At 68.1% G+C, this 26,860-nt stretch carries 20 protein-coding genes and 1 pseudogene; 5 read left to right on the forward strand and 16 right to left on the reverse strand.

Annotated features, from left to right (window positions below; all coding sequences use genetic code 11):
- Positions 1-132: 132 nt before the first annotated feature.
- Positions 133-1,035, reverse strand: coding sequence for a phosphodiesterase (locus GV015_RS15045; protein WP_159879113.1), 903 nt, complete (start codon positions 1,033-1,035; stop codon positions 133-135).
- A gap of 73 nt (positions 1,036-1,108) precedes the next feature.
- A complete protein-coding gene (locus GV015_RS15050; RefSeq protein ID WP_159879115.1) occupies positions 1,109-2,560 on the reverse strand; it encodes an NCS2 family permease in 1,452 nt (483 codons plus the stop codon).
- Between the two features lie 135 nt (positions 2,561-2,695).
- Here GV015_RS15050 and GV015_RS15055 point away from each other — a divergent pair, with 135 nt between their 5' ends.
- Positions 2,696-3,973 (forward strand): uracil-xanthine permease family protein, encoded by a 1,278-nt coding sequence (locus GV015_RS15055; protein WP_079707128.1) that lies wholly within the window; start codon positions 2,696-2,698, stop codon positions 3,971-3,973.
- Positions 3,974-4,192: 219 nt separating this feature from the next.
- On the opposite strand, the gene GV015_RS15060 is transcribed toward GV015_RS15055, so the two are convergent.
- The 4 genes from GV015_RS15060 to GV015_RS15075 form a co-directional block, all read right to left on the reverse strand.
- Positions 4,193-4,528: a peptidase gene (locus GV015_RS15060; RefSeq protein WP_079707129.1), complete on the reverse strand. Its 336-nt coding sequence runs from the start codon at positions 4,526-4,528 to the stop codon at positions 4,193-4,195.
- Positions 4,525-5,703 carry an inorganic phosphate transporter gene (locus tag GV015_RS15065; protein ID WP_079707130.1) on the reverse strand — a complete coding sequence of 393 codons (1,179 nt, stop codon included), beginning with the start codon at positions 5,701-5,703 and terminating at the stop codon, positions 4,525-4,527. The genes GV015_RS15060 and GV015_RS15065 overlap by 4 nt, the downstream gene beginning before the upstream one ends.
- 144 nt (positions 5,704-5,847) lie before the next feature.
- Positions 5,848-7,692: a DUF2207 domain-containing protein gene (locus GV015_RS15070; protein ID WP_159879117.1), complete on the reverse strand. Its 1,845-nt coding sequence runs from the start codon at positions 7,690-7,692 to the stop codon at positions 5,848-5,850.
- A gap of 51 nt (positions 7,693-7,743) precedes the next feature.
- Positions 7,744-8,583 carry an aldo/keto reductase gene (locus GV015_RS15075; protein ID WP_159879119.1) on the reverse strand — a complete coding sequence of 280 codons (840 nt, stop codon included), beginning with the start codon at positions 8,581-8,583 and terminating at the stop codon, positions 7,744-7,746.
- A gap of 76 nt (positions 8,584-8,659) precedes the next feature.
- Here GV015_RS15075 and GV015_RS15080 point away from each other — a divergent pair, with 76 nt between their 5' ends.
- Positions 8,660-10,762, forward strand: a complete 2,103-nt coding sequence (locus tag GV015_RS15080) for a S9 family peptidase (RefSeq protein ID WP_159879121.1) — start codon at positions 8,660-8,662, stop codon at positions 10,760-10,762.
- A gap of 60 nt (positions 10,763-10,822) precedes the next feature.
- Here GV015_RS15080 and GV015_RS15085 read toward each other — a convergent pair whose 3' ends face one another.
- Positions 10,823-11,851: a 6-phosphofructokinase gene (locus tag GV015_RS15085; RefSeq protein ID WP_064294489.1), complete on the reverse strand. Its 1,029-nt coding sequence runs from the start codon at positions 11,849-11,851 to the stop codon at positions 10,823-10,825.
- A 146-nt stretch (positions 11,852-11,997) separates the two neighbouring features.
- On the opposite strand from GV015_RS15085, the gene GV015_RS15090 reads away from it, so the two are divergent.
- A complete protein-coding gene (locus GV015_RS15090; RefSeq protein ID WP_064294490.1) occupies positions 11,998-12,264 on the forward strand; it encodes a mycoredoxin in 267 nt (88 codons plus the stop codon).
- A 57-nt stretch (positions 12,265-12,321) separates the two neighbouring features.
- Here GV015_RS15090 and GV015_RS15095 read toward each other — a convergent pair whose 3' ends face one another.
- From GV015_RS15095 to GV015_RS15130, 8 genes and pseudogenes are all read right to left on the reverse strand, one after another.
- Positions 12,322-14,505 (reverse strand): DEAD/DEAH box helicase, encoded by a 2,184-nt coding sequence (locus tag GV015_RS15095; protein ID WP_159879123.1) that lies wholly within the window; start codon positions 14,503-14,505, stop codon positions 12,322-12,324.
- 165 nt (positions 14,506-14,670) lie between these two features.
- Positions 14,671-15,063 carry a DUF779 domain-containing protein gene (locus tag GV015_RS15100; RefSeq protein ID WP_079707135.1) on the reverse strand — a complete coding sequence of 131 codons (393 nt, stop codon included), beginning with the start codon at positions 15,061-15,063 and terminating at the stop codon, positions 14,671-14,673.
- A gap of 120 nt (positions 15,064-15,183) precedes the next feature.
- On the reverse strand, positions 15,184-16,707 hold the full coding sequence (locus GV015_RS15105) for an aldehyde dehydrogenase family protein (RefSeq protein ID WP_159879125.1): 1,524 nt from the start codon (positions 16,705-16,707) through the stop codon (positions 15,184-15,186).
- A gap of 114 nt (positions 16,708-16,821) precedes the next feature.
- Positions 16,822-18,102 (reverse strand): GAF domain-containing protein, encoded by a 1,281-nt coding sequence (locus GV015_RS15110; RefSeq protein ID WP_159879127.1) that lies wholly within the window; start codon positions 18,100-18,102, stop codon positions 16,822-16,824.
- A 75-nt stretch (positions 18,103-18,177) separates the two neighbouring features.
- Positions 18,178-20,472, reverse strand: coding sequence for a cation-translocating P-type ATPase (locus GV015_RS15115; protein WP_159879129.1), 2,295 nt, complete (start codon positions 20,470-20,472; stop codon positions 18,178-18,180).
- Complete coding sequence (locus tag GV015_RS15120) at positions 20,472-20,696, reverse strand: heavy-metal-associated domain-containing protein (protein ID WP_159879131.1); 225 nt, start codon at positions 20,694-20,696, stop codon at positions 20,472-20,474. The genes GV015_RS15115 and GV015_RS15120 overlap by 1 nt, the downstream gene beginning before the upstream one ends.
- Positions 20,697-20,778: 82 nt before the next feature.
- Positions 20,779-21,777, reverse strand: a complete 999-nt coding sequence (locus GV015_RS15125; protein WP_159879133.1) for a malate dehydrogenase — start codon at positions 21,775-21,777, stop codon at positions 20,779-20,781.
- A 9-nt stretch (positions 21,778-21,786) separates the two neighbouring features.
- Positions 21,787-22,068: pseudogene (locus GV015_RS15130) on the reverse strand (DUF2867 domain-containing protein); the annotation flags it as partial.
- Between the two features lie 260 nt (positions 22,069-22,328).
- On the opposite strand from GV015_RS15130, the gene GV015_RS15135 reads away from it, so the two are divergent.
- Together GV015_RS15135 and GV015_RS15140 are read left to right on the forward strand one after the other, a co-directional pair.
- Positions 22,329-23,492, forward strand: a complete 1,164-nt coding sequence (locus GV015_RS15135; protein ID WP_159879137.1) for a DUF262 domain-containing protein — start codon at positions 22,329-22,331, stop codon at positions 23,490-23,492.
- The gene (locus GV015_RS15140) at positions 23,489-24,883 is read left to right on the forward strand and encodes an ATP-dependent endonuclease (protein ID WP_236555589.1); all 1,395 of its coding nucleotides are present in this window, start codon (positions 23,489-23,491) and stop codon (positions 24,881-24,883) included. Before GV015_RS15135 ends, GV015_RS15140 begins: the two co-directional genes overlap by 4 nt.
- A gap of 305 nt (positions 24,884-25,188) precedes the next feature.
- Here GV015_RS15140 and GV015_RS15145 read toward each other — a convergent pair whose 3' ends face one another.
- Complete coding sequence (locus GV015_RS15145; RefSeq protein ID WP_159879141.1) at positions 25,189-26,787, reverse strand: SDR family oxidoreductase; 1,599 nt, start codon at positions 26,785-26,787, stop codon at positions 25,189-25,191.
- Positions 26,788-26,860: the final 73 nt, after the last annotated feature.

Genomic DNA, 26,860 nt, shown 5'->3' on the forward strand with positions numbered 1-26,860 from the left:
GCTGATCGTCACTCGTGGCTCCGTTGCCTGGTGGGTGGATGTCCCTTCCAGCGTAGCCGGGTGCGATCCGCGATGCCTCTGCAGTGTCTTGGACCCGAGACGGTTCCGTGCCTGCGGTTCCGTGCCTGCGGTTCAGCGCTTGCGCGAGAACGCCTCCAGCCGCTCGGCAGGGCTCAGCGCGGCCATGCGGTCGATGAACGCCGCACTGAAGGTGTCGGCGGTGGTGTAGTCACCGAGCGGGACCGTGGAGTGGGTGATGCGGTCGTCGTAGACGTGCACGAGGTTGAAGGACTGACCACCGAACATCCCGTTCACCTCCACGGACGGGAGCGAGAGGTTCATCGAGTAACAACTCGCGCTGGCGACCTGGACGGGGATGCCGGCGAAGGTGCTCGAGGTGGAGTAGTGCAGATGGCCGCCCAGGATGGCCCGGACGTCGCTCCCGCGCAGCACGGCCTCGAGCCGGTGCTGGTCGCGGAGCTCGAGGATGTCGAAGAACGGGATGCTCGACGGCACCGGCGGGTGGTGCATGGCGAGGATGCTGCCGAGCGGCGCCGGCGTGGCCAGCACCGACTCCAGCCACTCCAGCTGGCTGTCCTCGAGCTCACCGTGGTGCCACCCCGGGACAGTCGAGTCGAGGCCGATGACGCGCAAGCCGCCGAAGTCCCAGACGGCGTCGAGCGGCTGCTCCCCTGCCGGGAGGTCGAGGAGCTCCGTCCGCATGACCGACCGTTCGTCGTGGTTGCCCATGAGCCAGACGATGGTGGTGCCGAGTCGCTCGGCGACGGGCTCGACCCGCTCCCGGAGTCGACGGTAGGCGTCGGCCTCTCCGAGATCCGCGAGGTCACCCGTGAACACCATCGCGTCGGGCCGGAGCTGCATCCGCTCGATCTGACGGAGGGCCTGTTCCAGGTTGGCCTGCACGTCGACCGCGTCGTAGAGGCGTCGGCCGTCGGCCAGGAGGTGCGGGTCGCTCAGATGGACGATGACCCTGGCGGGAGCCGGGTACTGACCGAAACGGACGTCGGAAGTCATGGTCCGAGTCTAGGAGCCACCGCCGACGTGCTCCGCCGCGGTCGACCACCCGAGGGCGGCCGACCGCGGACGGTCAGGACGCGACGCCGAGGAGCTGCTCGATGGGTCCGCGGGCGAAGAAGACGAGGAACCCGGCTGCGACGACCCACAGCAGCGGGCTGATCTCGCGCGCCTTCCCGGACAGGGAGCGGAGCACGACCCAGGCGATGAAGCCGGCGCCGATGCCGTTGGCGATCGAGTACGTCAGCGGCATGACGACGACCGTCAGGAACACCGGGAGCGCGACCGAGAACTCGGTCCAGACGATGTCCTTGATCTGCGACATCATGAGCGTCCCGACGATGACGAGCGCGGCGGCGGCGACCTCGGAGGGCACGATCTGCGTGAGCGGCGTGAAGAACATGGCGAGCAGGAACAGCGCGCCGGTCACGAGGTTCGCAAGGCCGGTCCGTGCCCCTTCGCCGATGCCCGCACCGGATTCGATGAAGACGGTCGAGGAGGAGGACGAGGTCGCGCCACCGGCGACCGCACCGACACCCTCGACGATGAGCGCCGAGCGGAGTCGCGGGAAGTCGCCCTTGGCGTCCGCCACACCGGCCTCCTTCGAGAGCCCGGTCATCGTGCCCATGGCGTCGAAGAAGTTCGTGAACACGAGGGTGAAGACGAGCATGAGCGCGGCGAGGACGCCGATGCGCTCGAAGCCGCCGAAGCTCACCTGGCCGAGCAGGCTGAGGTCGGGGATCCCGACGACCTGGGTGGGCAGGGTCGGGACGCTGAGGTTCCAGCCACCGGGGTTCTCGCCGCCGTTGGAGGCGCCGACCTTGAAGACGGCCTCGGCGATGATGGCGATGATCGTGGAGGCGACGATGCCGATGAGCAGGGCGCCCTTGATCTTGCGCGCGACGAGCACGCCCGTGAGCAGCAGGGAGATGACGAACACGGCGGTCGGCACGGTGGCGACCGAGCCCTCGATCCCGAGGCCGACGGGCGGCGAACCGGCGCCCGTCGAGCGGACAAAGCCGGCGTCGACGAAGCCGATGAAGGCGATGAAGAGGCCGATGCCGACCGTGATCGCGATCTTCAACTGGATGGGCACCGCATTGAAGATCATGGCGCGGAGTCCGGTCGCCGCGAGCAGGACGATGATGAGCCCGTTGATGACGACGAGGCCCATCGCCTCGGCCCAGGTGACCTGACCGACGACGCTGACCGCGAGGAACGAGTTGATGCCGAGTCCGGCCGCGAAGGCGAACGGCAGCCGCGCCACGAGACCGAAGAGGATCGTCATGACGCCGGCGGTCAGGGCGGTCACGGCGGCGACCTGGGCGAAGCCGAGCTGGCCACCGGTGACGTCGGCCGAGCCGCTCAGGATGATCGGGTTGAGGATGACGATGTAGGCCATCGCGACGAAGGTCACGAGGCCGCCGCGCACCTCGCCTCCGACGGTCGAACCGCGCTTGCTGATCTCGAAGAAACCGTCGAGACGCTCTCGGAACGAGCGCGGAGCGGTGGGCGTCGTGGTCACTGGACCTCCTGGGTCTGCATCGAAGCAACCAGCGTACCGGCACGGCGGACCGCCCCGCGACGACCGGGATGCGAGGGTGCCGCTACGATCGGCTGGACCCCTTACCCAGCACCCTCCTCACGGAATCGAGCTCACATGGCGCTGCCCTGGACTCTGCACGGCGACGGCAAGCACGTCCCGACCCACGCGATCGTCGGCCCCGGAGAACGGCTCACCTGGCCGCGGACCATCGGCCTCGGCATGCAGCACGTCGTCGCGATGTTCGGCGCCACGTTCCTCGTCCCCGTGCTGACCGGGTTCCCGCCCACCACGACGCTGTTCTTCTCGGGTGTGGGCACCATCCTGTTCCTCGTCATCACCAAGAACCGCGTGCCGAGCTACCTCGGCTCGTCATTCGCCTTCATCGCCCCCATCTCCGCCGCGGTCGCGAGCCAGGGCATGGGCAGCGCCCTCTTCGGCATCCTCGCGGTGGGGCTCCTCCTGGCGCTCGTCGGCGTCATCGTGCAGGTCACGGGCACCGGGTGGATCGATGCGCTCATGCCGCCGGTCGTCGCCGGTGCCATCGTCGCGCTCATCGGGTTCAACCTCGCCCCCGCCGCGAAGAACAACTTCGTGGCGGCTCCGATCACCGCCCTCGTGACGCTCGCGGCCGTCATCCTGTCGACCGTCGTCTTCCGCGGGATCCTCGGCCGACTGTCGATCGTCATCGGTGTCGTGGTCGGGTACATCGTCGCGGCGATCCGTCAGGAGATCGACTTCTCGAAGATCGCGGACGCCGCGTGGGTCGGCCTCCCCGAGTTCCACCTCGCGGACAACCCGATCTCGAACCCGGCGGTCTGGGCGGTCCTCCCGGCGTTCCTCCCCGTCGTGCTCGTCCTCATCGCCGAGAACGTCGGGCACATCCGGGGCGTCGCGCAGATGACCGACGCCTCGGTGAACAAGCAGACCGGTCGCGCGCTCCTGTCCGACGGTCTGGCGACGATGCTGGCCGGCTTCGGCGGCGGTTCGGGCACGACGACCTACGGCGAGAACATCGGCGTCATGGCGGCGACTCGGGTCTACTCCACGGCGGCCTACTGGGTCGCCGGTCTGTTCGCGGTCCTCCTCGGCCTCTCCCCCAAGGTCGGTGCGGTCATCAACACCATCCCGGCGGGCGTCCTCGGCGGCGTCACGACGGCCCTGTACGGACTCATCGGGATCATCGGGGTGAAGATCTGGCTCGACAACAAGGTCGACTTCTCGAAGCCCGTCAACCAGTTCACCGCCGCGACGGCGCTCATCATCGGCATCGCGGACTTCACCTGGGTGGCGGGTGGCGACGTCAGCTTCAACGGGATCGCGCTCGGCACGATCGCCGCGATCGTCATCTACCACGTGATGACGACCATCGGCCGCTGGCGGAAGACCGCCTGACCCGTCCGGTGCGGGTGCGTCAGCGCGGTGCGCTGGCGTCAGCGCGGGTCGTACGCGTGAGCGCGGGTCTCTGGAGCCCCGCGCTCACGTGTGTAACCCGCGGCCATGCCGGGTAGGTGCGGTTCGCGTCAGCGCACCGCGCTGGCGCCCCCACACGGATCGGTCCCGTACCGGAGGCCCGCGCTCGCGTCAGCGCGGTGCGCTGGCGAACCCTAGGGGTCAGCCCTGGTGGAAGAACGGCACGATCAGGTAGATGCCGAAGAGGACCGCCGCCGCACACAGGGCGAAGCAGGCGTAGGCACCGGCGCGGGCCAGGTTCTGCTGCGCCGGAGTCAACGGGTTCTTCCGAGCGGCCTTCGCGGCCCGCTTCGCCGCCTTCGCGGCCTCCTCCGGCGTGATGACCGTGATCGCATCGGTGAACTCGGCCGGCGCCACCACGGGCACGCGCCCGGCGGTGGTCAGGAGCCGGAGCCCGAGGGAGTACAGACTGACGATCGCGGTCGCACCGATGAGCGACGTCGCGAAGACGATCAGGAATGCTGCCCAGTCGATCACTTCTTCACCTTCTTGGGCTTGGGGTTGCGCTTGATCTTGACCGCACGACCGGAGTCGGCGACCTCACTGACGACGTTGCTGTGGTCGACCTGGTTCCGGCGCGAGATGAGGAAGATGGTGAGGATGACACCGACCCCCACCACGGCGTCGATGATGATGCCGACGAGGCCGAGGTGGGCGACGGCGGCGGCGAGTGCCCCGACGATGCCGGCCGCGGGCAGGGTCATCAACCAGCCGAGGGCGATGCGCCCGGCGGTCCCCCAGCGCACCTTCGATCCGCGTCGCCCGAGGCCGGAGCCGATGACGGAGCCGGAGGCGACCTGCGTGGTGGAGAGGGCGAAGCCGAGGTGGCTCGACGCGAGGATCGTGGCGGCGGTGCTCGTCTCGGCCGCGAAGCCCTGCGCCGGCTTGACGTCGGTGAGCCCTGTGCCGATGGTCTTGATGATCCGCCAGCCGCCCATGTAGGTGCCGAGCGCGATGGCGAGGGCGCAGACGACGATGACCCAGAGCTCGGGGCCGGTCCCGACCGCCTGCACCCCGACCGCGATGAAGGTGAGCGTGATGACACCCATGGTCTTCTGTGCGTCGTTCGTACCGTGCGCGAGGGCGACGAGGGACGAGGAGAAGATCTGCGCGTACCGGAACCCGTCGCGACCGTCGGGCTTGCCGTCGTAGCGGCGCGTGATCCGGTAGGCGAGCTTCGTCGCCGAGTAGGCGACCAGACCCGCCGTGACGGGGGCGATCAACGCCGGGAGGATGACCTTGGAGAGGACGACACCGAAGTCGATCGAGCCGAAGCCGGCGCCGACGATCGCCGCGCCGATGAGCCCGCCGAACAGCGCGTGGCTGGAGGACGACGGCAGACCGAGGAGCCAGGTCAGCATGTTCCAGACGATCGCGCCGATGAGTCCGGCGAAGATCAGCTCCGGTCCGATCCGGATGCCGCCCTCGCCCTCTCGGATGAGCCCGCCCGAGATGGTCTTCGCGACCTCCGTGGACAGGAACGCACCGACGAGGTTGAGGATCGCGGCGAGCAGGACGGCGGTCTTCGGTTTGAGGGCGCCCGTGGCGATCGGGGTCGCCATGGCGTTCGCCGTGTCGTGGAACCCGTTCGTGAAGTCGAAGAACAGTGCCAGTGCGATGACCAGCACGACAGTCAGGGTAACGAGTTCCACTGGTGTCTTTCTCGAGGCGGAGCGAATACGGACACAGTGCTCCCCGACGAGATGTTTGGGGGGAATTCACGTGCTGGATACGGGCGGTTCACCCGCCGTACACGATCCTTACACCCTGCCCGGTCGAGGTCAACTCGACGCCGATCAGCGCCCGCCGCCGCCTCCGCCGCCTCCGCCGCCGCCCGCGAAGCCGCCACCCGTCGAGCCGCCGGACGAGCTCGCTCCCCCACTGGTCGACCAGGACGCCGACGTACTCGACGCCGATCCGGAGAAGCCGGAGAACGCGTTCGCGAACATCGCCGCCTGGAACGGGGTGTTCGAGGCGTACCACGACGGCGCACTCCCGGCCTGCTCGTAGCGGATACCGAGTTCCTTGGCCCACTCGCGCTCCACGCCCCAGAGTACGGCGAAGGGCAGGAGCCGTTCGGTGACCCGGACGAGCTGGCCGGGGTCGCCGAGGTCCACCCGTTCGGCACCGTCGGGGCTCTGCAACATGCGGAAGCGGTCCTGCTCCGCCAGCGCGAGGTAGTCGCGGAGGCCGAGCAACTCGTCCCGCGCATCGGCACCGGTGGCGGTGAGCGGTTTCGGCGCGATGGCCAACACGATCCCCGCGAGTAGCGCGATCCCGGTCACGAAGAGCGCGGCGACCGACCAGCCGTTGTCCGCTCGCTGGGAGTAGGCGACCGCGAAGAAGACGATCCCGGCGACGCCCAGGACGGCGAGCGCCCCCACGATGATCCACGCCCGCCCGGAGGAGACCGAGCGTCGGAGGCCGAGGGCGAGGGCGTTCCGCTTGGCGGCCGCGAGTTCCGCGGTGACCGCCTTGCCGAGCGCCGGGTCGACCTCCTTCATCTCCCGCGGTCGGTTCCGGTCGGGGAAGAGCGCGGCGAGCACGCGCCGTTCCTGCTCATCCGTCGCGCTGTCGTCGAGGTACTGCAGGGAGTAGTCCTTCTTGCCCGGTCCGTCCACGATCCGGAGCTTGCCGCGGACGGCGAGGCTGACGATCTCGGCGGCCATCGACGAGGCGGCGCGTCCGGCGAGGTCGCCCGCCAGCAGGAGGTTCATCTGCTTCGGGGCGGAGTACTGCGGCACGATGACGCCACGACCGGGGTGGTCCCGCCAGAAGCGCAGTCGGATCCACAGGAGTGCTCCGAGCCCCGCGGCCGACAGCGCGCCGAGGACGATCGGGACGATGGAGAAGACCGGTGCCTCGCCGGGGCGGGCCGGTTGGACGAACGTGCCCGGTTCGAACCCGATCGCGACCGTCAGCGTCTGGCGGGCCTGCAGCGGGACGGAGGAGGTCGTGAAGACGTCTCCGTCGGCGTCCTCCGCTTGGGCGAGGTCGCACGGCGAGCTGTCGTCCGGATCCCCGCGGTAGCAGGCGCCGTCACCGGTGAGCGCGTCGGCGATGTCGGGCGCGACCCGCACCGTCATGCTGGCGTCGGCGAACGGCTGGTCCCAGCCGGTCCCGGGCGCGTCCCAGTAAAACTCGTCGGAGCGTGTGTCGCGATAGGCGCCGACGACGCCGCGCTGCGTGTAGGTGATGACGTAGCTCTGCGTGCCGCGCACGTAGTCGTCCGTCCCGAGCGACAGCTCGAGGAAGTCACCATCGCGGTCGGTCTCCCACTCCACGGGCGCACCGTCGGCGTCGGTCACCGAGACGATCTCCGTGTGCAGTGGTGCCCGGTCGAACTCGTCCGGGATCGCTCGGATGATGCCCTTGTTCTGGTCGGAGTCGGGGAACTCCGCGACGAAGGTCTCGACCGCGCGCAGCTCGGCCTGACCGTCGCCGCCACGGCTCAGGGTGTAGTCGCCGTCGAAGGACGCGAAGGTGAAGTCGGACACGTCGGTCCGAGCGGCGGCGGTGGCGGGCTGGGTGCTCGCCAGGGTCGCGACGAGCGGCGCTCCGACCGCCAGTGCCAGGGCGACGAGGAGCACCCGGGACGAGCGGGCACGGACCGGGGACAGGCGACGACGTCTGGGCTTCACCCGGCCAAGTCTAGGAGGGGTGCCGGCGGGCGCGCGGACGCCCGCCGGGACTCACATCTCCTCGTGGGTGTTGGGGTCTCCGTCGAAGAGCCTGCCGTCCGTCCGCCCGAGTGCGGTGATCGCCTGCACCTCGGTGTCGGTGAGTTCGAAGCCGAAGACGTCGATGTTCGTGCGCTGGCGTTCCGGGGACGCGGACTTCGGGATCGGGAGCACGCCGCGCTGGTGGTGCCAGCGGAGGACGGCCTGCGCCGGTGAGACCTCGTGCGCCGCGGCGGCCGCTGCGACGGGTTCCTCGGCGAACGGCGCCTGTGCCTTGCCGAGCGGGCTCCACGCCTCGGTGACGATGCCGTGCTCGCGGTGGAAGGCGAGGAGCTCCTCCTGCGGGAAGTACGGGTGCAGCTCGACCTGGTTGACGGCCGGCAGCACACCCGTCTCGTCGGCGAGGCGGGTCAGGAACTCCTCGGTGAAGTTCGAGACGCCGATGCTGCGGACGAGGCCCTCGCGCTGCAGCTGGATCATGGCCTTCCACGACTCGACGAAGCGGCCGACGGAGGGGTTCGGCCAGTGGATGAGGTACAGGTCGATGTGGTCGAGGCCGAGCGAGGCCAGGGATCCGCGGCACGAGGTGATGGTCTCCTCGAAGCCGTGGTCGCGGCCGGGCAGCTTCGTCGCGACGACGAGTTCGTCGCGGGGGACGTCGGTCTCGCGGACCGCGGCGCCGACGGCGTCCTCGTTGCGGTAGTTCACGGCGGTGTCGATCAGTCGGTAGCCCGCGTCGATGGCGGACAGCGTGGCGTCGGTACCCTCGCGGCCTCGCAGGGGGTACGTGCCGAAACCGATCGCGGGGACGCTCGAACCGTCGTTGAGCGCGAATGTTGGGATGGTCGTCATCACCCCACGCTAGACCCGGCGGCCCTCGGATGGCTCCGAGCGGGCTGGGAGGGCGCGCCTCGACTAGCGTTGGACCATGGCGAAGCTCTCTGCCCCCCGTGCCCAGACCCGACCGACCGAACGCACCCACCACGGCGACACCGTGGTGGACCCGTACGAATGGCTCCGCGAGAAGGAGTCACCGGAGGTGATCGCGCACCTGGAGGCGGAGAACGCCTACACCGAGCAGGAGACGGCCCATCTGGCCGGACTACGCGAGCGCATCTTCCAGGAGATCAAGAGTCGCACGCTCGAGACCGACCTCTCGGTCCCGACCCGTTCCGGTGCGTGGTGGTACTACGGCCGCAGTGTCGAAGGCCGCCAGTACGGCATCCAGTGTCGCATCCCGGTCGCCGACCCGGAGGACTGGACGCCGCCGACCCTGCCCGAGGGCGGCGCGGCCCCCGGCGAGCAGATCATCCTCGACGCCAACGTCGAGGCGGAGGGCCACGAGTTCTTCTCCCTCGGCAGCTTCGACGTGTCGGACGACGGCACGCGACTGCTCTACGGCGTCGACGTCGAAGGCGACGAGCGGTACACCGTCCGTGTCCGGGACCTCGCGAGTGGCGTCGACCTCGACGACGAGCTCCTCGGGACCGCGGGCGGTGCGGAGTTCTCCCCCGACGGCACCGCCATCGTCTACACGACGGTCGACGAGAGTTGGCGCCCCGACACCGTGCACCTGCACCGGGTGGGGACGTCCCAGGACGACGACACGGTCCTCTTCCACGAGCCCGACGAGCGGTTCTGGGTCGGTGCCGGATTCACCCGCAGCCGCGCGCTGCTCCTGATCGAGGCCGGCTCCTCGGTCACGAGCGAGACCCGACTCGTCCCCGCCGACGCGCTGTCCGAGGAGGCGCGGATCGTCTGGCCGCGGACCGACGGCGTCGAGTACAGCGTCGAACACCGGGTGGCCGACGGTGCAGACCGGTTGCTCATCCTGCACAACCGGGACGCGCCGGACTTCGAGCTCGTCGAGGTGCCACTCTCGGATCCGCTCGGCACGGCGCGGGTCGTCGTCGCGCACAGCAGCGAGCGCCGGCTCGAGGACGTCGAGGCGTTCGAGGCCGTGACCACCGTCTCCTATCGGCGCGACGGCCTCACGCGTATCGGCCTGCTCGACTCGACGAGTGGCGACATCGACGAGATCGCCTTCGACGAACCGCTGTCCACCGTGGGCTGGCACGGCAACAACGAGTGGGCTCAACCGATGCTCCGGTTCGGATACGGGTCCCTCGTGACGCCGTCAACGGTGCTCGAACTCGACGTCCGGTCCGGCGAACGCTTCGTGCGCAAGCAGCAGCCGGTCCTCGGCGACTACGACCCGGCGGACTACGAGCAGTTCCGGGAGTGGGCGACGGCCGTGGACGGGACCCGCGTGCCGATCTCCATCGTGCGCCGGGTCGGTGTCCAGGGGCCCGGGCCGCTCCACCTCTACGGGTACGGCTCGTACGAGGCCAGCATGGACCCGTCCTTCTCGATCGCGAGGCTGTCGATGCTCGACCGCGGCGTGACCTTCGCGATCGCCCATGTGCGCGGCGGCGGCGAACTCGGGCGTCACTGGTACGAGGACGGCAAGAAGCTCCACAAGCAGAACAGCTTCAGCGACTTCGTCGACGTGGCCGACCACCTCATCCGCGAGGGCTGGACGACGCCTGCCCGGCTCGTCGCCGAGGGCGGCAGCGCCGGTGGCCTCCTCATGGGCGCCGTGGCGAACCGTGCTCCCGACCGCTTCGCGGGCATCCTCGCCGGCGTCCCGTTCGTCGACGCGCTGACGAGCATCCTCGACCCGTCGCTCCCCCTGACGGTCATCGAATGGGACGAGTGGGGCGATCCGCTCCACGACCCCGAGGTCTACGCGTACATGAAGGCGTACAGCCCCTACGAGAACGTCGACCCGGCGAAGCGCTACCCGCGCATCCTCGCGACGACGAGCCTCAACGACACCCGCGTGCTGTACGTGGAACCCGCGAAGTGGGTGGCCCGTCTGCGGGACGCCGGTGCACCGGCGCTGATGAAGATCGAGATGAGCGCCGGGCACGGCGGAGTGAGCGGCCGCTACAACGCGTGGCGTGAGCGCGCCGAGGAGCTCGCCTGGCTGCTCGATGTGCTCGAACTCACGGACACCGATCCGGCCTGATCGGAAGCGACGACGCCCCTGCTCCGTCCGGAGCAGGGGCGTCGTCGGTGCGGCGGGTGTCTAGCCGAAGAGGATCGCCGCTTCGTCGTAGCGCTCCTGCGGCACGGTCTTCAGCTTGCCGAGCGCCTCTTCGAAGCGGCAGTTGACGAGTTCGGTGCCGCGGAGTGCGATCATCGTGCCCCAGTCGCCGGCCATGACGGAGTCGATGGCGGCCATACCGAGGCGGGTGGCGAGCACGCGGTCGTAGGCGCTCGGGACGCCGCCGCGCTGCAGGTGGCCGAGCACGGTCGCGCGGGACTCGATGCCCGTGCGGCGCTCGATCTCGGGTGCGAGCACGTCGGCGATGCCGCCGAGACGGGGACGGTTGAATGCGTCGAGTCCCTTCTCGGAGTGCGCGGTCTCCATGGTGTCGAGCGTGAAGCCCTCGGACACGACGATGATCGGGGCGCGACCGCGCTGGTAGACGCTGTCCGCCCACTCGCAGATCTGCTCGATCGACTGCGGCTGTTCCGGGATGAGGATGGCGTGGGCACCCGCCGCCATACCGGCGTGCAGGGCGATCCAGCCGACGTGCCGGCCCATGACCTCGATGACCATGCACCGCTTGTGGGACTCGCCCGTCGTCCGGAGACGGTCGATGGCCTCGGTCGCGATCTCGACGGCGGTGTCGAAGCCGAAGGAGTAGTCGGTGGCGTCGAGATCGTTGTCGATCGTCTTCGGGACGCCGACGATCTTGAGGCCGGCGTCGGTCAGCCGCTTCGCCGCGGCGAGCGTGCCCTCTCCGCCGATGGCGATGAGCGCGTCGATGCCGAGCCGGTCCATGGTGTGCTGGACGTTCTCCGGGCCGCCGTGCGGTCCTTCGAACGGGTTGGTGCGGCTCGTGCCGAGGATGGTGCCACCCTGCTTGGCGAGACCACGCACGCTGTGGCGGTCGAGCGGCATCGTCAGGCCCTCGACGACTCCTCGCCAGCCGTCGCGGATGCCGATGAACTCCTGGTTGTGGATCTTCGTCCCCTTGAGGACCGCTCCTCGGATGACCGCGTTCAGGCCGGGGCAGTCGCCGCCGCTCGTGAGCACACCAATTCTCATATCAACAGTCCTCATGGGGATCGGGGCACCTCAGGTGCCGGGAGTCATCCCCGACAATACCGTCTCGCCGACGGTGCTTCATCCGGCGCGGACGGTCCTCCGGCCCAGAGGGTCGGTGCCTCGTCCACCGGGGTTAGGCTGCTGGGATGAGTGCCGACGACTACCTGCCCGCCGATGGCGGCATCACGATGTTCTCCACGACCTGGTGCGGGTACTGCGCCCGACTGAAGCATCAGCTGTCCGCAGCCGGCATCCCGTTCACCGAGGTCGACATCGAGCAGGTCCCGGGGACCGCCGACCTCGTCGCCTCGCTGAACGGCGGCAACCAGACGGTCCCGACGGTGATCTTCCCCGACCGCTCGACCGCGACGAACCCGTCGCTCGCTCAGGTGAAGGCGGCACTCGGCGTCTGACCAGCCGACGACGTCCGGCCGGGCGACCTGTGGTCACCCGGTCGGACGAACCGGACGTCAGGCGCCCAGTGCCTCGCGGAGCAGGTGGACGAGGGCGTTCAGCTGCACCGAGTCGACCGACGCGACGTCCTGGTCGCTTCCGTCGAGCGCGCGAGCGGCCAGGCCCTGCTTGCTGTCGATGAGTTCCGCGACCTTCGCGTCGATCGTGTGCGCGGCGATGATGCGCCAGGCGGTGACCGGCTCCTCCTGACCGATGCGGTGCACGCGGTCGATCGCCTGGGTCTGCTCGGCGGCTGTCCAGGACAACTCGGCGAGCACGACGTTGGACGCGGCCTGCAGGTTGACGCCGACGCCGGCGGCGGTGAGCGAACAGACCGCGACCGCGACCTCCGGATCGGTGTTGAACGCGTCGATCGCGGCCTGACGCGCCTGCGCGGTCTGGTCGCCGCGGAGCGACACCGTCTTCAAGCCGCGACCCGCGAACAACTGCTCGGCCGCGTTCATGACGTCGATGTGCTTCGCGAAGAACACGACCTTGCCCACGGACCTCGCGAGCTGCGCCGTGTAATCGGCGGCGAGGACGGCCTTGGCCTGACCGATCTTGCGGATCATGGTGAACACGTTCTCCGTGCCACCGGCGGCCTTGGACTCGTCGAGCTCGGCCTGGGCGACCATGCGCATGAGGTCGGTGTTCGGCTCGTGCAGCGCGTCGACGCGCTCACCACGCGACTCCAGGACCCGCACGTAGCGGGACTTGAGCCGTTGCCCGAGCTCGGCCTCCGCGTCGCGGATGGACCGGATCGCCTCGTCGTCGAGCTCGACCGGGAGGTCGGCGACGCGCTTGGCGGGCAGGTCCTTGGCGACGTCGAGCTTCTTGCGGCGCACGATGCCCATGTCGATGACGGCGGACCGCGCGGCGGCGTAGAAGGCGTGCTCGGCCGGGGTCAGGCCGGTGTCCTCGAGCCGCTCCATGAGTTCGGCGGTCGGCTTGCCGTCCTTGATCCAGCCGAGGAACTGCCAGATGGCATTGAAATCCTCGACGTCGTTGATCAGCGGCGTACCCGTCAGCGCGAGCAGCAGCGGGTCCTGGCCGGGCGTCGCCTTCCGGATCCGGTTCGCGAGTGACAGCACGTGCTGCGAGCGCTGGGAGTGGAGGTTCTTGATGAAGTGCGCCTCGTCGACCACCATGCCGCGGAAGCCGAGCGTCCCGAGCCAGGCGAGGTGGCGGTCGAGGACCTCGTAGTTCACGATGATGACGTCGGCGAAGGCGTCGAGCGCCTGGCCGTCGCCGTGGATGACCGTGGCGCGTCGGTGCGGCGTCCAGCGCTCGACCTCGCGCGCCCAGTTCATCTTGACGACGTTCGGGACGATGACGAGGAGTGGATACGCCTCAGCGACCGAGGCGGCGAGGACCGACTGCGCGGTCTTGCCGAGGCCCGGCTCGTCGGCGAGCAGGAAGGAACGGTGTCCTTCACGGACGCTCTCGACGAAGCGCGCCTGGTGCTTCATGACCTCGAGGCCGCGCGGCGAGAGCCGGTCGAGCTTCGGGGCCTCGGGCAGGTCCATCGAGGCCGCTCCCCCGCCGGAACCGAGCTCGAACGCCTTATACAGGGGGCCCATGAGCTCCCAGCTGTCGAGTCGTCGACGCACGGTCGGCTGCGGTGCCGCCTGGCTGAAGTCCGGGGCGAGGAACGGATTGGCCAACTGACGTGCCTTGACCGACTGCGGGATGACCTGCTTCTCGGCGAGCTCGGCCGGGACGACTGATTCCACGACGGGCTTCTCGACGGTGATGATGAGTTCGTCGGCGCTGAGTTCGGCGCCCGACTCGAGGAGCCAGTCGCGCCGGAGCCGCTGCGCGACGGGGCTCGTCGCGGCGTCGGCCTCGAGGAGCTGGATGAGCGAGGTGTCGCGCGCCGCCGTCTTGGCGAGGATGGTCGCCACACCGTCGAGGCGCTTCAGGAGCTCGGCCCGCGTGGCGTCGCTGTAACTCGTGTCGGCCTTGACCCTGGCGCGTTCCTCGCGGACGAGGAAGGCGATGACCTGGTACTTGGTCCGGTTGGTTGGCCCGACCTTGCCCTTCTGCGCCTTCGCCTCGACCTCGCGCACCTTGCGGGCGAGGATGGGGATGATCGGCGCGTCGTCGTCGTGACGCGACGAGGATCCTCTGGGGTTCGAGCGGCCAGATGAACGGGTGCTGGAACGCCCCTGGGAACGGCGTTGCTGGCCGGTGTGCGGCATGCTCCTCCTGAGCAGTCGAAGAGCCTCATCGGCCGAGGGGCCGGAAGAGACGGGCGTCGGGCCCGACTGGTCGTCGTGGAGCAACAGAGCGTTGCACGAGACCGACACGGGCGCCCGACGGGCGTGTGCCCAGTCTACGCCATCGGCCGCATCGGTCGCGAGCGCTCAGTCCGGCGCGCTGTCGACGAGTCCGAACCGCTCCAGTTCGGCGTCGTCGAGCATGCGGGAACGGATGAGGAACCGCTGCCCCGTCGGGGCCTCGACGCTGAACCCGCTGCCGCGCCCCTGCACCACGTCGATCGTCAGGTGCGTGTACTTCCAGTACTCGAACTGGGAACGCGACATGTAGACCTCGACGGGCGCGTCGAGCCCGGGCACGTCGAGCGTGTCGAGCAGGACGTCGACCGCGCCCGTGCGGAACATCCCGACGGGGTAGCACATGGGCGAACTCCCGTCGCAGCATCCGCCGGACTGATGGAACATGAGCGGTCCGTGCAGCGCGGTCATCTCCCGCACCAGTGCGGCCGCAGCGTCGGTGACGTCGACCCGTCCGGTCATGGTGTCCTCCTTCGTCGTGTCGTGCATCCGGCCCTGCCCCTCCGCCGGTCCCTGAGCCTGTCGAAGGGCGCCCTTCGACAAGCTCAGGGACCGGGTGGGGGCTCAGGGACCGGGATGTGATCAGAAGAAGCCCATCGGCCCCTCCGCGTAGCTCACGAGCAGGTTCTTCGTCTGCTGGTAGTGGTCGAGCATCATCTTGTGGTTCTCCCGGCCGATCCCCGACTGCTTGTACCCGCCGAACGCCGCGTGCGCCGGGTACTGGTGGTAGGTGTTCGACCAGACGCGTCCCGCCTCGATCGCCCGCCCGGCCCGGTACAGCGTCGTCGCCTCACGGCTCCACACACCGGCGCCGAGGCCGTAGAGGGTGTCGTTCGCGATGGAGATCGCCTCGTCGTAGTCAGCGAAGCTCGTGAGTGCGAGCACGGGCCCGAAGATCTCCTCCTGGAAGATCCGCATGTCGTTCGTCCCCTCGAAGACGGTCGGCTGGACGTAGAACCCGCCGCTCAACTCACCGCCGAGGTCGGCTCGCTCGCCGCCGATGAGCAGCTTCGCGCCGCCCTGCTTGCCGATGTCCATGTAGGAGAGGATCTTCTCGAGCTGGTCGTTCGACGCCTGGGCACCGATCATCGTGTCCGTGTCGAGCGGGTTGCCCTGCTTGATCGTGCCGATGCGGGTCAGCGCGTCGCCGACGAAGCCGTCGTAGATGGAGCGCTGGACGAGCGCCCGACTCGGGCAGGTGCAGACCTCGCCCTGGTTCAGGGCGAACATGCTGAAGCCCTCCTGCGCCTTCTCGTAGTACTGGTCGTGCTCGCGCGCCACGTCCTCGAAGAACACGTTCGGGCTCTTGCCGCCGAGCTCCAGCGTCACCGGGATGAGGTTCTCGCTCGCGTACTGCATGATCAGGCGACCGGTCGTGGTCTCACCGGTGAACGCGATCTTCCGGATCCGCGGGTGGGACGCCAGCGGGGCGCCGGCCTCGATGCCGAAACCGTTGACGACGTTGAGCACGCCGGCCGGCAGCAGGTCCTTCACGAGGTCGACGATGAGGTGGATCGACGCCGGGGTCTGCTCGGCCGGCTTCAGCACGACGCAGTTGCCTGCGGCGAGCGCCGGTGCGAGTTTCCACACCGCCATGAGGATCGGGAAGTTCCAGGGGATGATCTGCCCGACGACGCCGAGCGGTTCGTGGAAGTGGTAGGCGACCGTGTCGTGGTCGAGTTCCGAGATGCCGCCTTCCTGAGCGCGGATCGCCCCCGCGAAATAGCGGAAGTGGTCGATCGCCAAGGGAATGTCGGCGGCCAGGGTCTCGCGGACCGGCTTGCCGTTCTCCCAGCTCTCGGCGACGGCGATCTCCTCGAGGTGCTCCTCCATGCGGTCGGCGATGCGGTTGAGGATCACCGCGCGCTCGGCGACGCTCGTCTTCGACCAGGCGGGGAACGCCTTCCATCCCGCCTCGACCGCTCGGTCCACGTCGGCCGCGGTGCCTCGGGCGATCTCGGTGAACACGGCTCCGGTGACCGGGGTCTGGTTCTCGAAGTACTGCCCGTTCGCGGGCGGGACGTACTCGCCCCCGATGAAGTGGTCGTAGCGGGGGGCGTAGCTGAACACGGCACCTTCGGTACCCGGGTTGGCGTAGACGGTCATGTCACTCCTTGTCGACGACGTTGTCGGTGGCGCACCGCTCAGGTGCGTGCCGTCGACGCTAGTCGGCCCGAGGTTGCAGGAGGTTGCGCCGAGGACCGCGGACCGGATCGGCCGTCAGGGCGCCGAGAGCTCGGCGTCGATCGCCTCGATGCGGGCGACGAGGCCAGCGCGCTTCGGTGACCGCGGCGGCAGCAGTCGGAGGCAGGCGTGCAGGACCTCGACGTCGTCGGGCGCGGCCGCGGTCCGGATGTAGTCGTGCAGCAGGTCCGCCGAGGCGTCGGTCAGCATCGCCTCGCGGAGGCGCGTCGCGACCCGGTCGCGGAGGTCGACGACACCGGGGGCGGTGGAGTCCGGCAGGAGCGGGCCCGGGTACGCGGCGAGCGCTGCGCGGTGGGCGCCGCGGTCGAGGAGGGACAGCACCTGGTGGGCGTCGAGCTGGAGCGGGGTGGTGAGCCGGTACGGCCGCGAGGCCGGCACGAGTGTCGGCGCGGTCCCGCCGAGCACCTTCCGCAGCCGGACCAGCTCCGCCCGGAGGGTGACCGCCGCCTCGTCCGCGTCGTAGAGCAGCCCGGCGAGCGCGTCGGCGCTCAGGCCCTGGTGGTGCCAGGCCAGCAGGGTCAGGATCTCGGCGTGCCGTCGGCTGAGCTCGGTCGGTCGACTCGCCCCGTGTCCGACCAGCAGGCCGGTGTCACGGCCGAGCACCTGCAGGCCGGGCCGCACCGTGGTCGTCCGGCGGGCTGTGTCCGTGCGTGGGCGACCGGCGAACCGGCGGTCGGCGACCGCGCGCAGCCGCTGCACCATGATCTCGGACTCGACGGCGGCGGCGGTCGCCTCCATGAGCGGCAGCGCATGCGAGGCGACCGCCTGCGGGCCACCGGTGATGTCGATCACGCCGATGATCTGCCGGGTCTCGGGATCGTGCACCGGGACCGCCGTGCAGCTCCACGGGTGCACGAGGCGGTTGAAGTGCTCGGCCGCGTGGATCTGGATGCCGTGGTCGAGTTCGAGCGCGGTGCCCGGGGCGCTCGTCCCCACCTCCCGCTCCGACCACCCGGCACCCTCGACGAAGAGCATGCCCTCCGCCCGTCGCCGCAGATGACGGTCGCCGTCCACCCAGAGCAGTCTGCCCATGGCGTCGCCCACCGCGACGAGCATGCCGGAGTCGTCGTCCGCGTCGTTGACCAGCAGCTTGGTGATCACCGGGAGGACGCCGGCGAGCGGGTGCCCGAGCCGGTGGTCGCGCAACTCGTCCTCGTCGAAGGCGAGCTCCGGCATGAGGTTGTCCGGGTCGAGGTGACGGCCCATCGACCGTTCCCACGACTCGCGGACGAGCCGTCGGACGAGTCCGCGCTGCGCTTCGGCATGCGCCGGGGCCGCCAGCCACGGACTGGACACCTCACCACCACCCATCCACGTCGACCGGTTCTGCGGACAGTGTATCCGCCGCAGCCCACCGGTCGACGGGTAACCTCAGGCGGCCGGACGGAACCGGCGGAGGCGCAGGCTGTTGAGCACGACGAACACGCTGGAGAACGCCATCGCCGCACCCGCGATCATCGGGTTGAGGAGGCCGAGCGCAGCGAGCGGGATCGCCGCCACGTTGTAGGCGAACGCCCAGAACAGGTTGCCGCGGATGATCCCGAGCGTCCGCCGGGAGAGCCGGACGGCGTCGATCGCCGTGGCGAGGGAACCGGAGACGATGCTGAGGTCGGCTGCGCCCTTGGCCGCATCCGTACCCGTCCCCATGGCGATGCCGAGATCGGCCGTGGCGATCGCCGCGGCGTCGTTCACCCCGTCGCCGATCATCGCGACGCGGTGACCGGCCGCCTGGAGCCGTTCGACGGCGGCGACCTTGTCGGAGGGGCTCGCGTCCGCGATCACCTCGGTGATCCCGATCTCCCCCGCGACCCGCGCTGCGACGGCCGCGTTGTCGCCGGTGAGGAGCACCGGTGTCATCCCCAGGGACACGGCGTGTCCGATGGCGGCGCGGGCCTCCGGCTTCACGGTGTCGGCGACCTCGACGACGCCGCGGACCTCGACGTCCCAGGCGACGACCACCACGGTGCTCGCACGCTCCGCGGCTGCAGCCAGGGCGCTCGCCGCGTCCGGTCCGATGCGGAAGCCCTGGTCCTCCGCGAAGGCGGGACGTCCGGCCAACACGGTTCCTCCGTTGATCGTGCCGGTGACGCCGAGCCCCTCGAGGCTCGCGAAGTCCGAGACCACCGGACGAGCTGCATCGCGGCGGGTCGCTTCGGCGACGATCGCCTCGGCGATGGGGTGCTCGGAGGCCGCTTCGAGCGCCGCGCCGAGGGCGAGCACCTCATCCGTCGCACCGGACGCCCAGACCTCCGTGACACTCATCCGCCCGGACGTGACGGTCCCCGTCTTGTCGAGCACGATGCGGTCGATGCCGCTCGCCCGCTCGAGCGCCTCCGGACCGGCGATGAGGATGCCGAGCTGCGCGCCACGCCCCGTCCCGACGAGGAGGGCCACCGGTGTCGCGAGCCCCAGCGCACACGGGCAGGCGATGATGAGGACGGCGACCGCGGCGGTGAACGCCGCCTCCATGGTCGAGCCGGTGAGCGCCCACACGATGGCGGTGCCGAGGGCGATCACCAGGACGACCGGGACGAACACGCTCGAGACGCGGTCGGCGAGCCGTTGGACCCGGCTCTTCCCGAGCTGCGCCGCCTCGACCGCCTGAGCCATGCGCGCCAGCTGCGTCTCGGCGCCGACGGCCGTCGCCCGCACGACGAGACTGCCGCCGCGTGCGATCGTGCCACCGATGACCCGCGAGCCTGCCGTGAGCTCGACCGGGACGGACTCCCCCGTCACGAGACTCTCGTCGACATTCGCCGCCCCCTCGACGACGATTCCGTCGGTGGCGACGGACTCGCCGGGACGCACGAGGAAGTGGTCTCCGACGAGCAGCTGCTCGATCGGGATCCGTTCCTCGGTGCGGGTGGGCGCCATGAGGTCGGTGGGGTCCGGCGCACGGTGCCGGAGCACGGAGACCTCGGAGGCGCCCAGCGTCATGAGGTCGCGGAGTGCCTCGCCGGCGGCACGCTTCGACCGCTGCTCGATGAGGCGGCCGGCGAGCAGGAAGACGGTCACGCCGGCGGCCACCTCGAGGTACAGCGCGCTCGACGGGTCGGCGTCGGGTGCGAAGAAGGTGAACTCGTGCCGCATGCCCGTCATCCCGGCCATGCCGAAGAAGAGCGCCCAGACGGACCACAGGTACGCGGCCCCCGTCCCGAGCGTGATGAGGGTGTCCATCGTCACCGAGCCATGCCGCAGCGTCACGAACGTCGCCCGGTGGAACGGGTACCCACCCCAGAAGACGACCGGCGTCGCGAGGGTCAGCGAGAGCCACTGCCAGTGGTCGAACTGCCAGGCGGGGATCATCGCGAGCAGCACGACGGGCAACGCCAGCACCGCACTGACGACGAGGCGGGTACGGAGCGTCGTCACGGTCGCCGAGGGGTCGGACGTCGTTCCCGACGTCGGAGTCTGCTCCCGGTTCGCCGCGGCGCGTTCGTCAGCGGGCGGACGCACCGTCGCCGTGTAGCCGGCCTTCGCGACGGCCGCGACCAGCTCGTCCGCGGTGACGGTGGAGGGCGCGGTCACCGTCGCCCGTTCGGTCGCGAGGTTGACCTGCGCCTCGACACCGTCGAGCGCGGTCAGCCGCTTCTCGACGCGTGCCACGCAACTCGCGCAGGTCATGCCCTCGATGTCGAGGTCGAGCTGGATGAGTGGAGCGCTCATCAGCGACGACCCACGAGGGTGTAGCCGGCTTCCTGGACGCCGGCCGCGACGGCCGCGTCGTCGGTCGACGAGGCACCCGAGACCGTGACCGTCCCCGCGTCGAGATCCACGGCGACCCCGTCGACGCCGGAGAGCGCGGATAGCTCGGTCGTGACAGCGGACACACAGTGCGCGCAGGTCATGCCGTCGACGCGATAGGTGGTTGTTGCGGTGGTCTCGGACATGCGTGCTCCTCAGTGGATCGAAGCCTTCACTATACCCCCAGGGGGTACCCCTTGCAACCGTCCAGGGGACGGGGTCGCCGGGTCAGCCGAGCAGGCCGAGCGCCCGCACCGCCGCCCGCTCCTCCTCCAGTTCCGCCACCGAAGCGTCGATGCGCCGCTGCCAGACGGGCGCGATGTCGAGTCCCTCGACCACCTCCCAGCGTCCGTCGACCGAGCGGGCCGGGAACGAACTCACGAGCCCCTCCGGCACGCCGTACCAGCCCTCCGAGGGGAGCGCCACGGACGTCCAGCGCTCCGGCCGGCCCGGGGTCGCCGTGCCGTTCACCCAGTCATGCACGTGATCGATGGCGGCGGCAGCGGCCGAGGCGGCGGACGACGAGCCCCGGACCGCGATGATCTCCGCACCGCGCTTCGCCACCCGCGGGATGAACTCGTCGGCGATCCACTCCTCGTCGACGAGTTCGAGGGCAGGACGACCACCGACCGTCGCGTGGGAGAGGTCCGGCACCTGGGTCGCCGAGTGATTGCCCCAGACCACGACGCCGTCGATCTCGGACACGGGTGCGCCGGTCCTGGCGGCCAACTGCGCGACGGCGCGGTTGTGGTCGAGTCGGGTCAGGGCGGTGAACCGTTCGGCCGGCACCCCGGCGGCGGCCGACTGCGCGATGAGTGCGTTCGTGTTGGCCGGGTTGCCGACCACCAGGACGCGCACGTCGTCGGCCGCACCGGCTCCGATCGCCGCGCCCTGCGGTGCGAAGATCCCGCCGTTGGCCGCGAGGAGGTCGGCTCGCTCCATGCCCGGACCACGTGGACGGGCACCGACGAGCAGGGCGACGTCCACCCCGTCGAAGGCGCGCGACATCTCGGTCGTCGCCTCCACCCCGGCCAGGAGCGGGAACGCGCAGTCCTGCAGTTCCAATGCCGTCCCCTCGGCCGCTCCGAGACCCTGCGGGATCTCGAGCAGGCGCAGGACGACGGGCCGGTCAGACCCCAGCAGCTGACCTGACGCGATGCGGAAGAGCAGGGAGTAGCCGATCTGGCCTCCGGCTCCGGTGACGGTGACGACGGTGGGTTCGCTCATGCGCCCACGCTACTCCGCGACCTCCGGCGTGGGTCGTGAAGCCTGCATGTCGGCCTCGGCTGCGTCCGCGGCCTCGTGCTCCTCCGGCGACACCGGACCGACGCGGCTCTTCCGTTGGGCAGGGGTCTCGGACGGCAGCGCGACGGCCGCCTCCGTGATGCGGTTCGCCATCCCGTTGAAGATGATCCCGTGGAAGGGCAGGATTGCGAACCAGTAGAGGCGTCCGCCGAGCCCCTTCGGGAAGAAGACGGCGCGCTGCCGGTAGACCGAGCCGTCGCCGACCGGGGTCGCTGAATAAGCGGGATGATTCTGCCGACGTTTGAGAGGTAGAACACCCCAGGATGCCGACAATCAGCAAGGACACCCACACGGAAGCGCGGCGTTACGGCCTAATCGATCAGCCATACCCGTGTCGGAACAGTCCAAAATGGCTCGGGCGCAACCGATCGCGGGATTCACCATGCAACGCACACGCGGACCCGGCAAGTATGCGTTCCCCCTGAGCTTGACGCTAGGTTAGCGTGTGACCACATGAAACGGATTGGGCGCAAATGAAACTCGAACCCTGGGAGCCAGACCTGAGGACCCTGCGCGATCGCGTACGCGAGCGAGATCTCGACCTCCAGCCTGATTTCCAGCGCGGAAGCGTATGGCCGATTGCAAAGCAACAGAAGCTAGTTGACACAATCCTGCGAGGATGGGCAGTGCCCGCGATCCACCTTCTCGTACTTGAGGATCACAGGCTCGCCGTCCTCGACGGGCAGCAGCGTTTAAATGCGATGATCGACTTCCTAGATGACCGCTTCCGTGTAGCTCGCTTCGAACCACTAGATCCCAAGCTGGAACAATATACGGGACTTAAATTCACCGAGCTGGATGAATCAACACAGCGCAGGATCCTGAGCTTCAAAGTATCTTCATACCGCTTGTATGAGTACGATCCCGCAGAGCCGTACGAACTCTTCTTTCGACTTAACTTGCCAACTGGCCTCACTCAGGCCGAGAAGCGAAATGCCCTAGTCGGTGGAGCACGCGAGCAAGTAAAGGAGCTCGTGGCAGCGGCAACCTCGTCGGGCTGGTCTAAGGAATCACTGGGTTTCGAAAATACACGCTTAGCCTACGATGACGTTATCGCCCGCCTATGCGAATATACAGAAATTCAGAACTTGCGTCACACTCTAACTTCCTCCACGATCGAAAAGCGCTATCGGTCTGAAGCCGGATTCTCGCAATCTACCCTCGAGATCACCAGAGCTGTCATCGCTCATATCGGCCAAGCCTCGCCTCGCCTAACCGGTCGAGTGAATCGTCTTAACAAAGCATCGCTGATCAGCTGGTCCCTCGCGCTGGCTCGCAAATTCATGACGCCAGGCCTCTCACACGTCGACGTAGATGATGCTCTCTACGCACTCGAGATGTACAGAGCCAATCTCCGGACCATTCGAGAAAGTTCAGAACCGCGTTCGAATGTCATCGAAGTCTACGCTCAGTTGTTTGCGGATCGCGCCAGTCTTCGCGTTGCGGATGTTCTGTCCGTTGTCGCAAGAGATGTATGTATATGGCGAGTGTGTAAGGCACAGTGGAGCAATAGCGAAGCCTTCCCGCTAGCATCCGAGATAAGCCCGCTCTTAGAAATTGAGGAGCACGCAGACTTCTCAGATGCATTAGTCCTCGACTTCCTAGAGGCTCCGAAGTCGTGGGGGACCCTGCGATGAAGGCGGCTGCGCGGGCTGACGCCTGGCGTCGTGTAGGTCCCGACTGGGACCCCACGCACTCCGTGACTCGGATCTGCACTCAGTCCATATCCGGATTCACGGACTCAGAGGTCGAAGTGACTGGTGGGATCACGGTTTTTTGTGGGCCCAACAGTAGCGGCAAGACCAGGCTTCTATCATCTCTGACCAGGTCATTGCGCGGGGATTGTGAGACGGTATTAGTTCAAGATCTACCGCCTAAAGCTGTTGCCTATTTTGACGCGACATGGAACATTCAGCGACAAGTCCGATCGCTGTCCAAGGATGACGCACTTGACGAACGACTTGCACAGTCCGGCGCAAGGACAGTGACAGAGAAAGACGTACGCCTTCTCTCTTACGTTTTAAGTGAAAATATCAGCTCAATAAGAATATTCGAGCTCGACTCGACAGATGACACGAGCGCGGAGGAAACCCTCAGATCAGCGCACCCTTCAATCGATCTCGCTCAGGAGTTTCGTGAGGACGTGACTCCTTACTTTGAGATCGAGGATTCGCAAGGACGAGTGCGAAATTCATTGTCCATGAGCCAAGGGGAACTGAGCGTCCTCTCCCTATATTGGGCCTTGTCGACCGCCGAGAAAGACGGAGTCCTACTCATGGACGAGCCTGACGCCTTTCTTGCACCAAGTACTAGCATGAGGGCATTTGACATGATCGCGACTCAGTCACACGCGCGATCTACTCAGTGCTTCGTCACATCCCACTCCTATCTGAGCTTGGTTTCAATCCCCATGGAACGAATCATAGTCTTGGAGAGCGATCAGAACAGGGTTAGCCATATCGCGAAGGCAACTCGACACCAGCTCTGGCGTGTTCTCCGTTTGAGTCCACAGCGGGAGATTATATTCGGGGTCGAAGATGAAGCCGCTCGACAATGGCTTGGCATGATGCTCTATCTGGTTGACTTTGAACATGCTGACGTGTCGGCAATTTGGAAGGTCGGCGACTCCGCAAAGGTGAGGCAAGTTGCAAAGTTCCCCGTTAGTAGTGATGCTGACGTATCTATCTGGGGGGTCATTGATGGCGACGAGCGGAAGCATGGCATCTCCGGCAATATGATCGCACTACCTGGAGAGCAGTCTCCCGAGGAGATTGTATTGGATGTCCTCGGGAGAAGCGATGTTGATCTTGGAGAGGATATCGACCGAGACCGCGTGTCAAGCGAACTCACACGACATCGCGGGGAGGATCCTCATCGGCAAGTTTCCGAGATTGCATTGGCGCTCGGCTTCGCTCTAACAACTCTTCGTGAACGTGTCTGGCGAATATGGCTTCATGACACGATCGACGGCCAAGCCGAACTCCAGCGCTTCGAACAGGACCTCAAGCAGGTTAAGACTACCCATTAGAGGTTCACAGGATCACTGGACAATTGACCGGTCCGGATTTGAGTGATAACAGGCTCGTTCAAAAGCGAATATTGCGCTTTGGGAGTTGTTTGAGTTCGCCTACCTTCGGCAGTCGTGCCGGGCTTAGGTCCCACGTCCTACCAGGGCTGGCTTGCCAGTCTGTAATCAAATGTATCGATCCACGTAACTCGCCCTCGTCGTGCACGGAAGAAACAAGATTTGATGTCGATATTCGTGCCGGGTCTATTGCCGAGACTGTCCTCCCTGGATGCTTTTTCGCGTTTCAGACGAAGGATAAGCCCACGCTACTCCGCGGCCTCCGGGGTGGGTCGTGAGGCCTGCATGTCCGCCTCGGCGGAGTCGACCGCCTCGTGCTCCTCCGGAGACACCGGCCCCACCCGGCTCTTCCGCTGGGCCGAGGTCTCGGACGGCAGCGCGACCGCCGCCTCCGTGATGCGGTTCGCCATCCCGTTGAAGATGACCCCATGGAACGGCAGGATCGCGAACCAGTAGAGGCGTCCGCCGAGCCCCTTCGGGAAGAAGACGGCGCGCTGCCGGTAGACCGAGCCGTCGCCGACCGGGGTCGCGCTCATCTCCAGCCACGCCAGACCGGGCACGCGCATCTCGGCGCGCAGGCGCAGCATCCGACCGCGTTCCAGGTACTCCACGCGCCAGAAGTCGAGCGCGTCCCCCACGCTGAGGTGCTGCGGATCGTCGCGACCACGTCGCAACCCGACACCACCGACGAGCTTGTCCATCCACCCACGGATCGCCCACGCCAGCGGGAAGGAGTACCACCCGTTCTCGCCGCCGATGGACTCGATGACCGAGAAGAGGCGGTCGGCGCCCGCGGAGGTCTTCCGTTCCTTGAGATCGATGTAGACGGTGTGTCCGGCCCAGTCGGGGTCGCTCGGCAGCGGGTCGCTCGGCGCGCCGTCCACGGTCGCGTTCCGCCAGGAGGTCTCGACCTCACCGTCGCGCATGCGCTGCAGCGCGAGGCGCACCGCGCGTCGGTACCCCGTCAGACCGCCCTCCGGCGGCGGGATGACCGCGTCGATGTCGTGGTCGCCCATGACGCAGTCGACGAGCAGCGACTCGATGATCGGCGACGCGAGCCGGCGCGGGATCGGGGTCACGAGGTTCACCCACTGCGAGGCCAACCAAGGGGTGAGGACCGGGAGCGGCGCGATCGGGCGCTGCGGGAGGCCGGCCTCGACCGCGTAGCCGTTCATCATCTGTCCGTACCGGAGGACGTCGGGGCCGCCGATGTCGAAGGCCCGGTTCACGTCGCGGTCGACCTCGGCGCTCGCCAGCAGGTAGTGCAGGACGTCACGGACCGCGATCGGCTGGATGAAGTTCCGGACCCAGCGCGGCGCCGGCATGTACGGCAGGATGTCCGTCAGATGGCGGATCATCTCGAAGGAGGTCGATCCCGAACCGATGACCACGCCGGCCTGCAGGACGATCGTCGGAACGCCCGAGGCGAGCAGGATCCGCCCGACCTCGGTGCGGGACCGCAGGTGCTTCGACAGCTCGACGCCCTCGGGGTGCAGGCCACCGAGGTAGACGATGCGCGACACCCCTGCCGCGGCAGCGCCGGCGGCCACGTGCTCCGCGGCGTCGAGCTCCGTCTGCTCGAAGTCGCCCTTGCCACCCATGGAGTGCACGAGGTAGTAGACGACGTCGACGTCCACGCAGGCCGATGCGACCTGAGCCGCGTCACCGAGATCACCCTCGACGACCTCCACCTGATCGCGCCAGGGCACGTCGGTGAGCTTCTGCGGCGAGCGCACGAGCACCCGGACCGTGTATCCGGCCTCCAGCAGCCGCGGCACGAGCCGCCCGCCGATGTAGCCGGTGGCACCCGTGACGAGCACGCGCTTCGGAGTCGATGATTCGGTCATGGGTGCAACGTTACGACCCGTCGACGACAGCGGCGCCCGGCTGTACAGCCGGGCGCCGCTGTGCAAGCACCAC

Source organism: Plantibacter sp. T3, assembly GCF_902506515.1.
Lineage (GTDB): Bacteria > Actinomycetota > Actinomycetes > Actinomycetales > Microbacteriaceae > Plantibacter > Plantibacter auratus.

Coding starts and splice junctions, on each gene's coding strand:
- GV015_RS15045 (WP_159879113.1), bottom strand. CDS start 1,035: ATGACTTCCGACGTCCGTTTCGGTCAGTACCCGGCTCCCGCCAGGGTC.
- GV015_RS15055 (WP_079707128.1), top strand. CDS start 2,696: ATGGCGCTGCCCTGGACTCTGCACGGCGACGGCAAGCACGTCCCGACC.
- GV015_RS15075 (WP_159879119.1), bottom strand. CDS start 8,583: ATGACGACCATCCCAACATTCGCGCTCAACGACGGTTCGAGCGTCCCC.
- GV015_RS15080 (WP_159879121.1), top strand. CDS start 8,660: ATGGCGAAGCTCTCTGCCCCCCGTGCCCAGACCCGACCGACCGAACGC.
- GV015_RS15085 (WP_064294489.1), bottom strand. CDS start 11,851: ATGAGAATTGGTGTGCTCACGAGCGGCGGCGACTGCCCCGGCCTGAAC.
- GV015_RS15090 (WP_064294490.1), top strand. CDS start 11,998: ATGAGTGCCGACGACTACCTGCCCGCCGATGGCGGCATCACGATGTTC.
- GV015_RS15095 (WP_159879123.1), bottom strand. CDS start 14,505: ATGCCGCACACCGGCCAGCAACGCCGTTCCCAGGGGCGTTCCAGCACC.
- GV015_RS15100 (WP_079707135.1), bottom strand. CDS start 15,063: ATGACCGGACGGGTCGACGTCACCGACGCTGCGGCCGCACTGGTGCGG.
- GV015_RS15105 (WP_159879125.1), bottom strand. CDS start 16,707: ATGACCGTCTACGCCAACCCGGGTACCGAAGGTGCCGTGTTCAGCTAC.
- GV015_RS15115 (WP_159879129.1), bottom strand. CDS start 20,472: ATGAGCGCTCCACTCATCCAGCTCGACCTCGACATCGAGGGCATGACC.
- GV015_RS15120 (WP_159879131.1), bottom strand. CDS start 20,696: ATGTCCGAGACCACCGCAACAACCACCTATCGCGTCGACGGCATGACC.
- GV015_RS15125 (WP_159879133.1), bottom strand. CDS start 21,777: ATGAGCGAACCCACCGTCGTCACCGTCACCGGAGCCGGAGGCCAGATC.
- GV015_RS15135 (WP_159879137.1), top strand. CDS start 22,329: ATGAAACTCGAACCCTGGGAGCCAGACCTGAGGACCCTGCGCGATCGC.
- GV015_RS15140 (WP_236555589.1), top strand. CDS start 23,489: ATGAAGGCGGCTGCGCGGGCTGACGCCTGGCGTCGTGTAGGTCCCGAC.
- GV015_RS15145 (WP_159879141.1), bottom strand. CDS start 26,787: ATGACCGAATCATCGACTCCGAAGCGCGTGCTCGTCACGGGTGCCACC.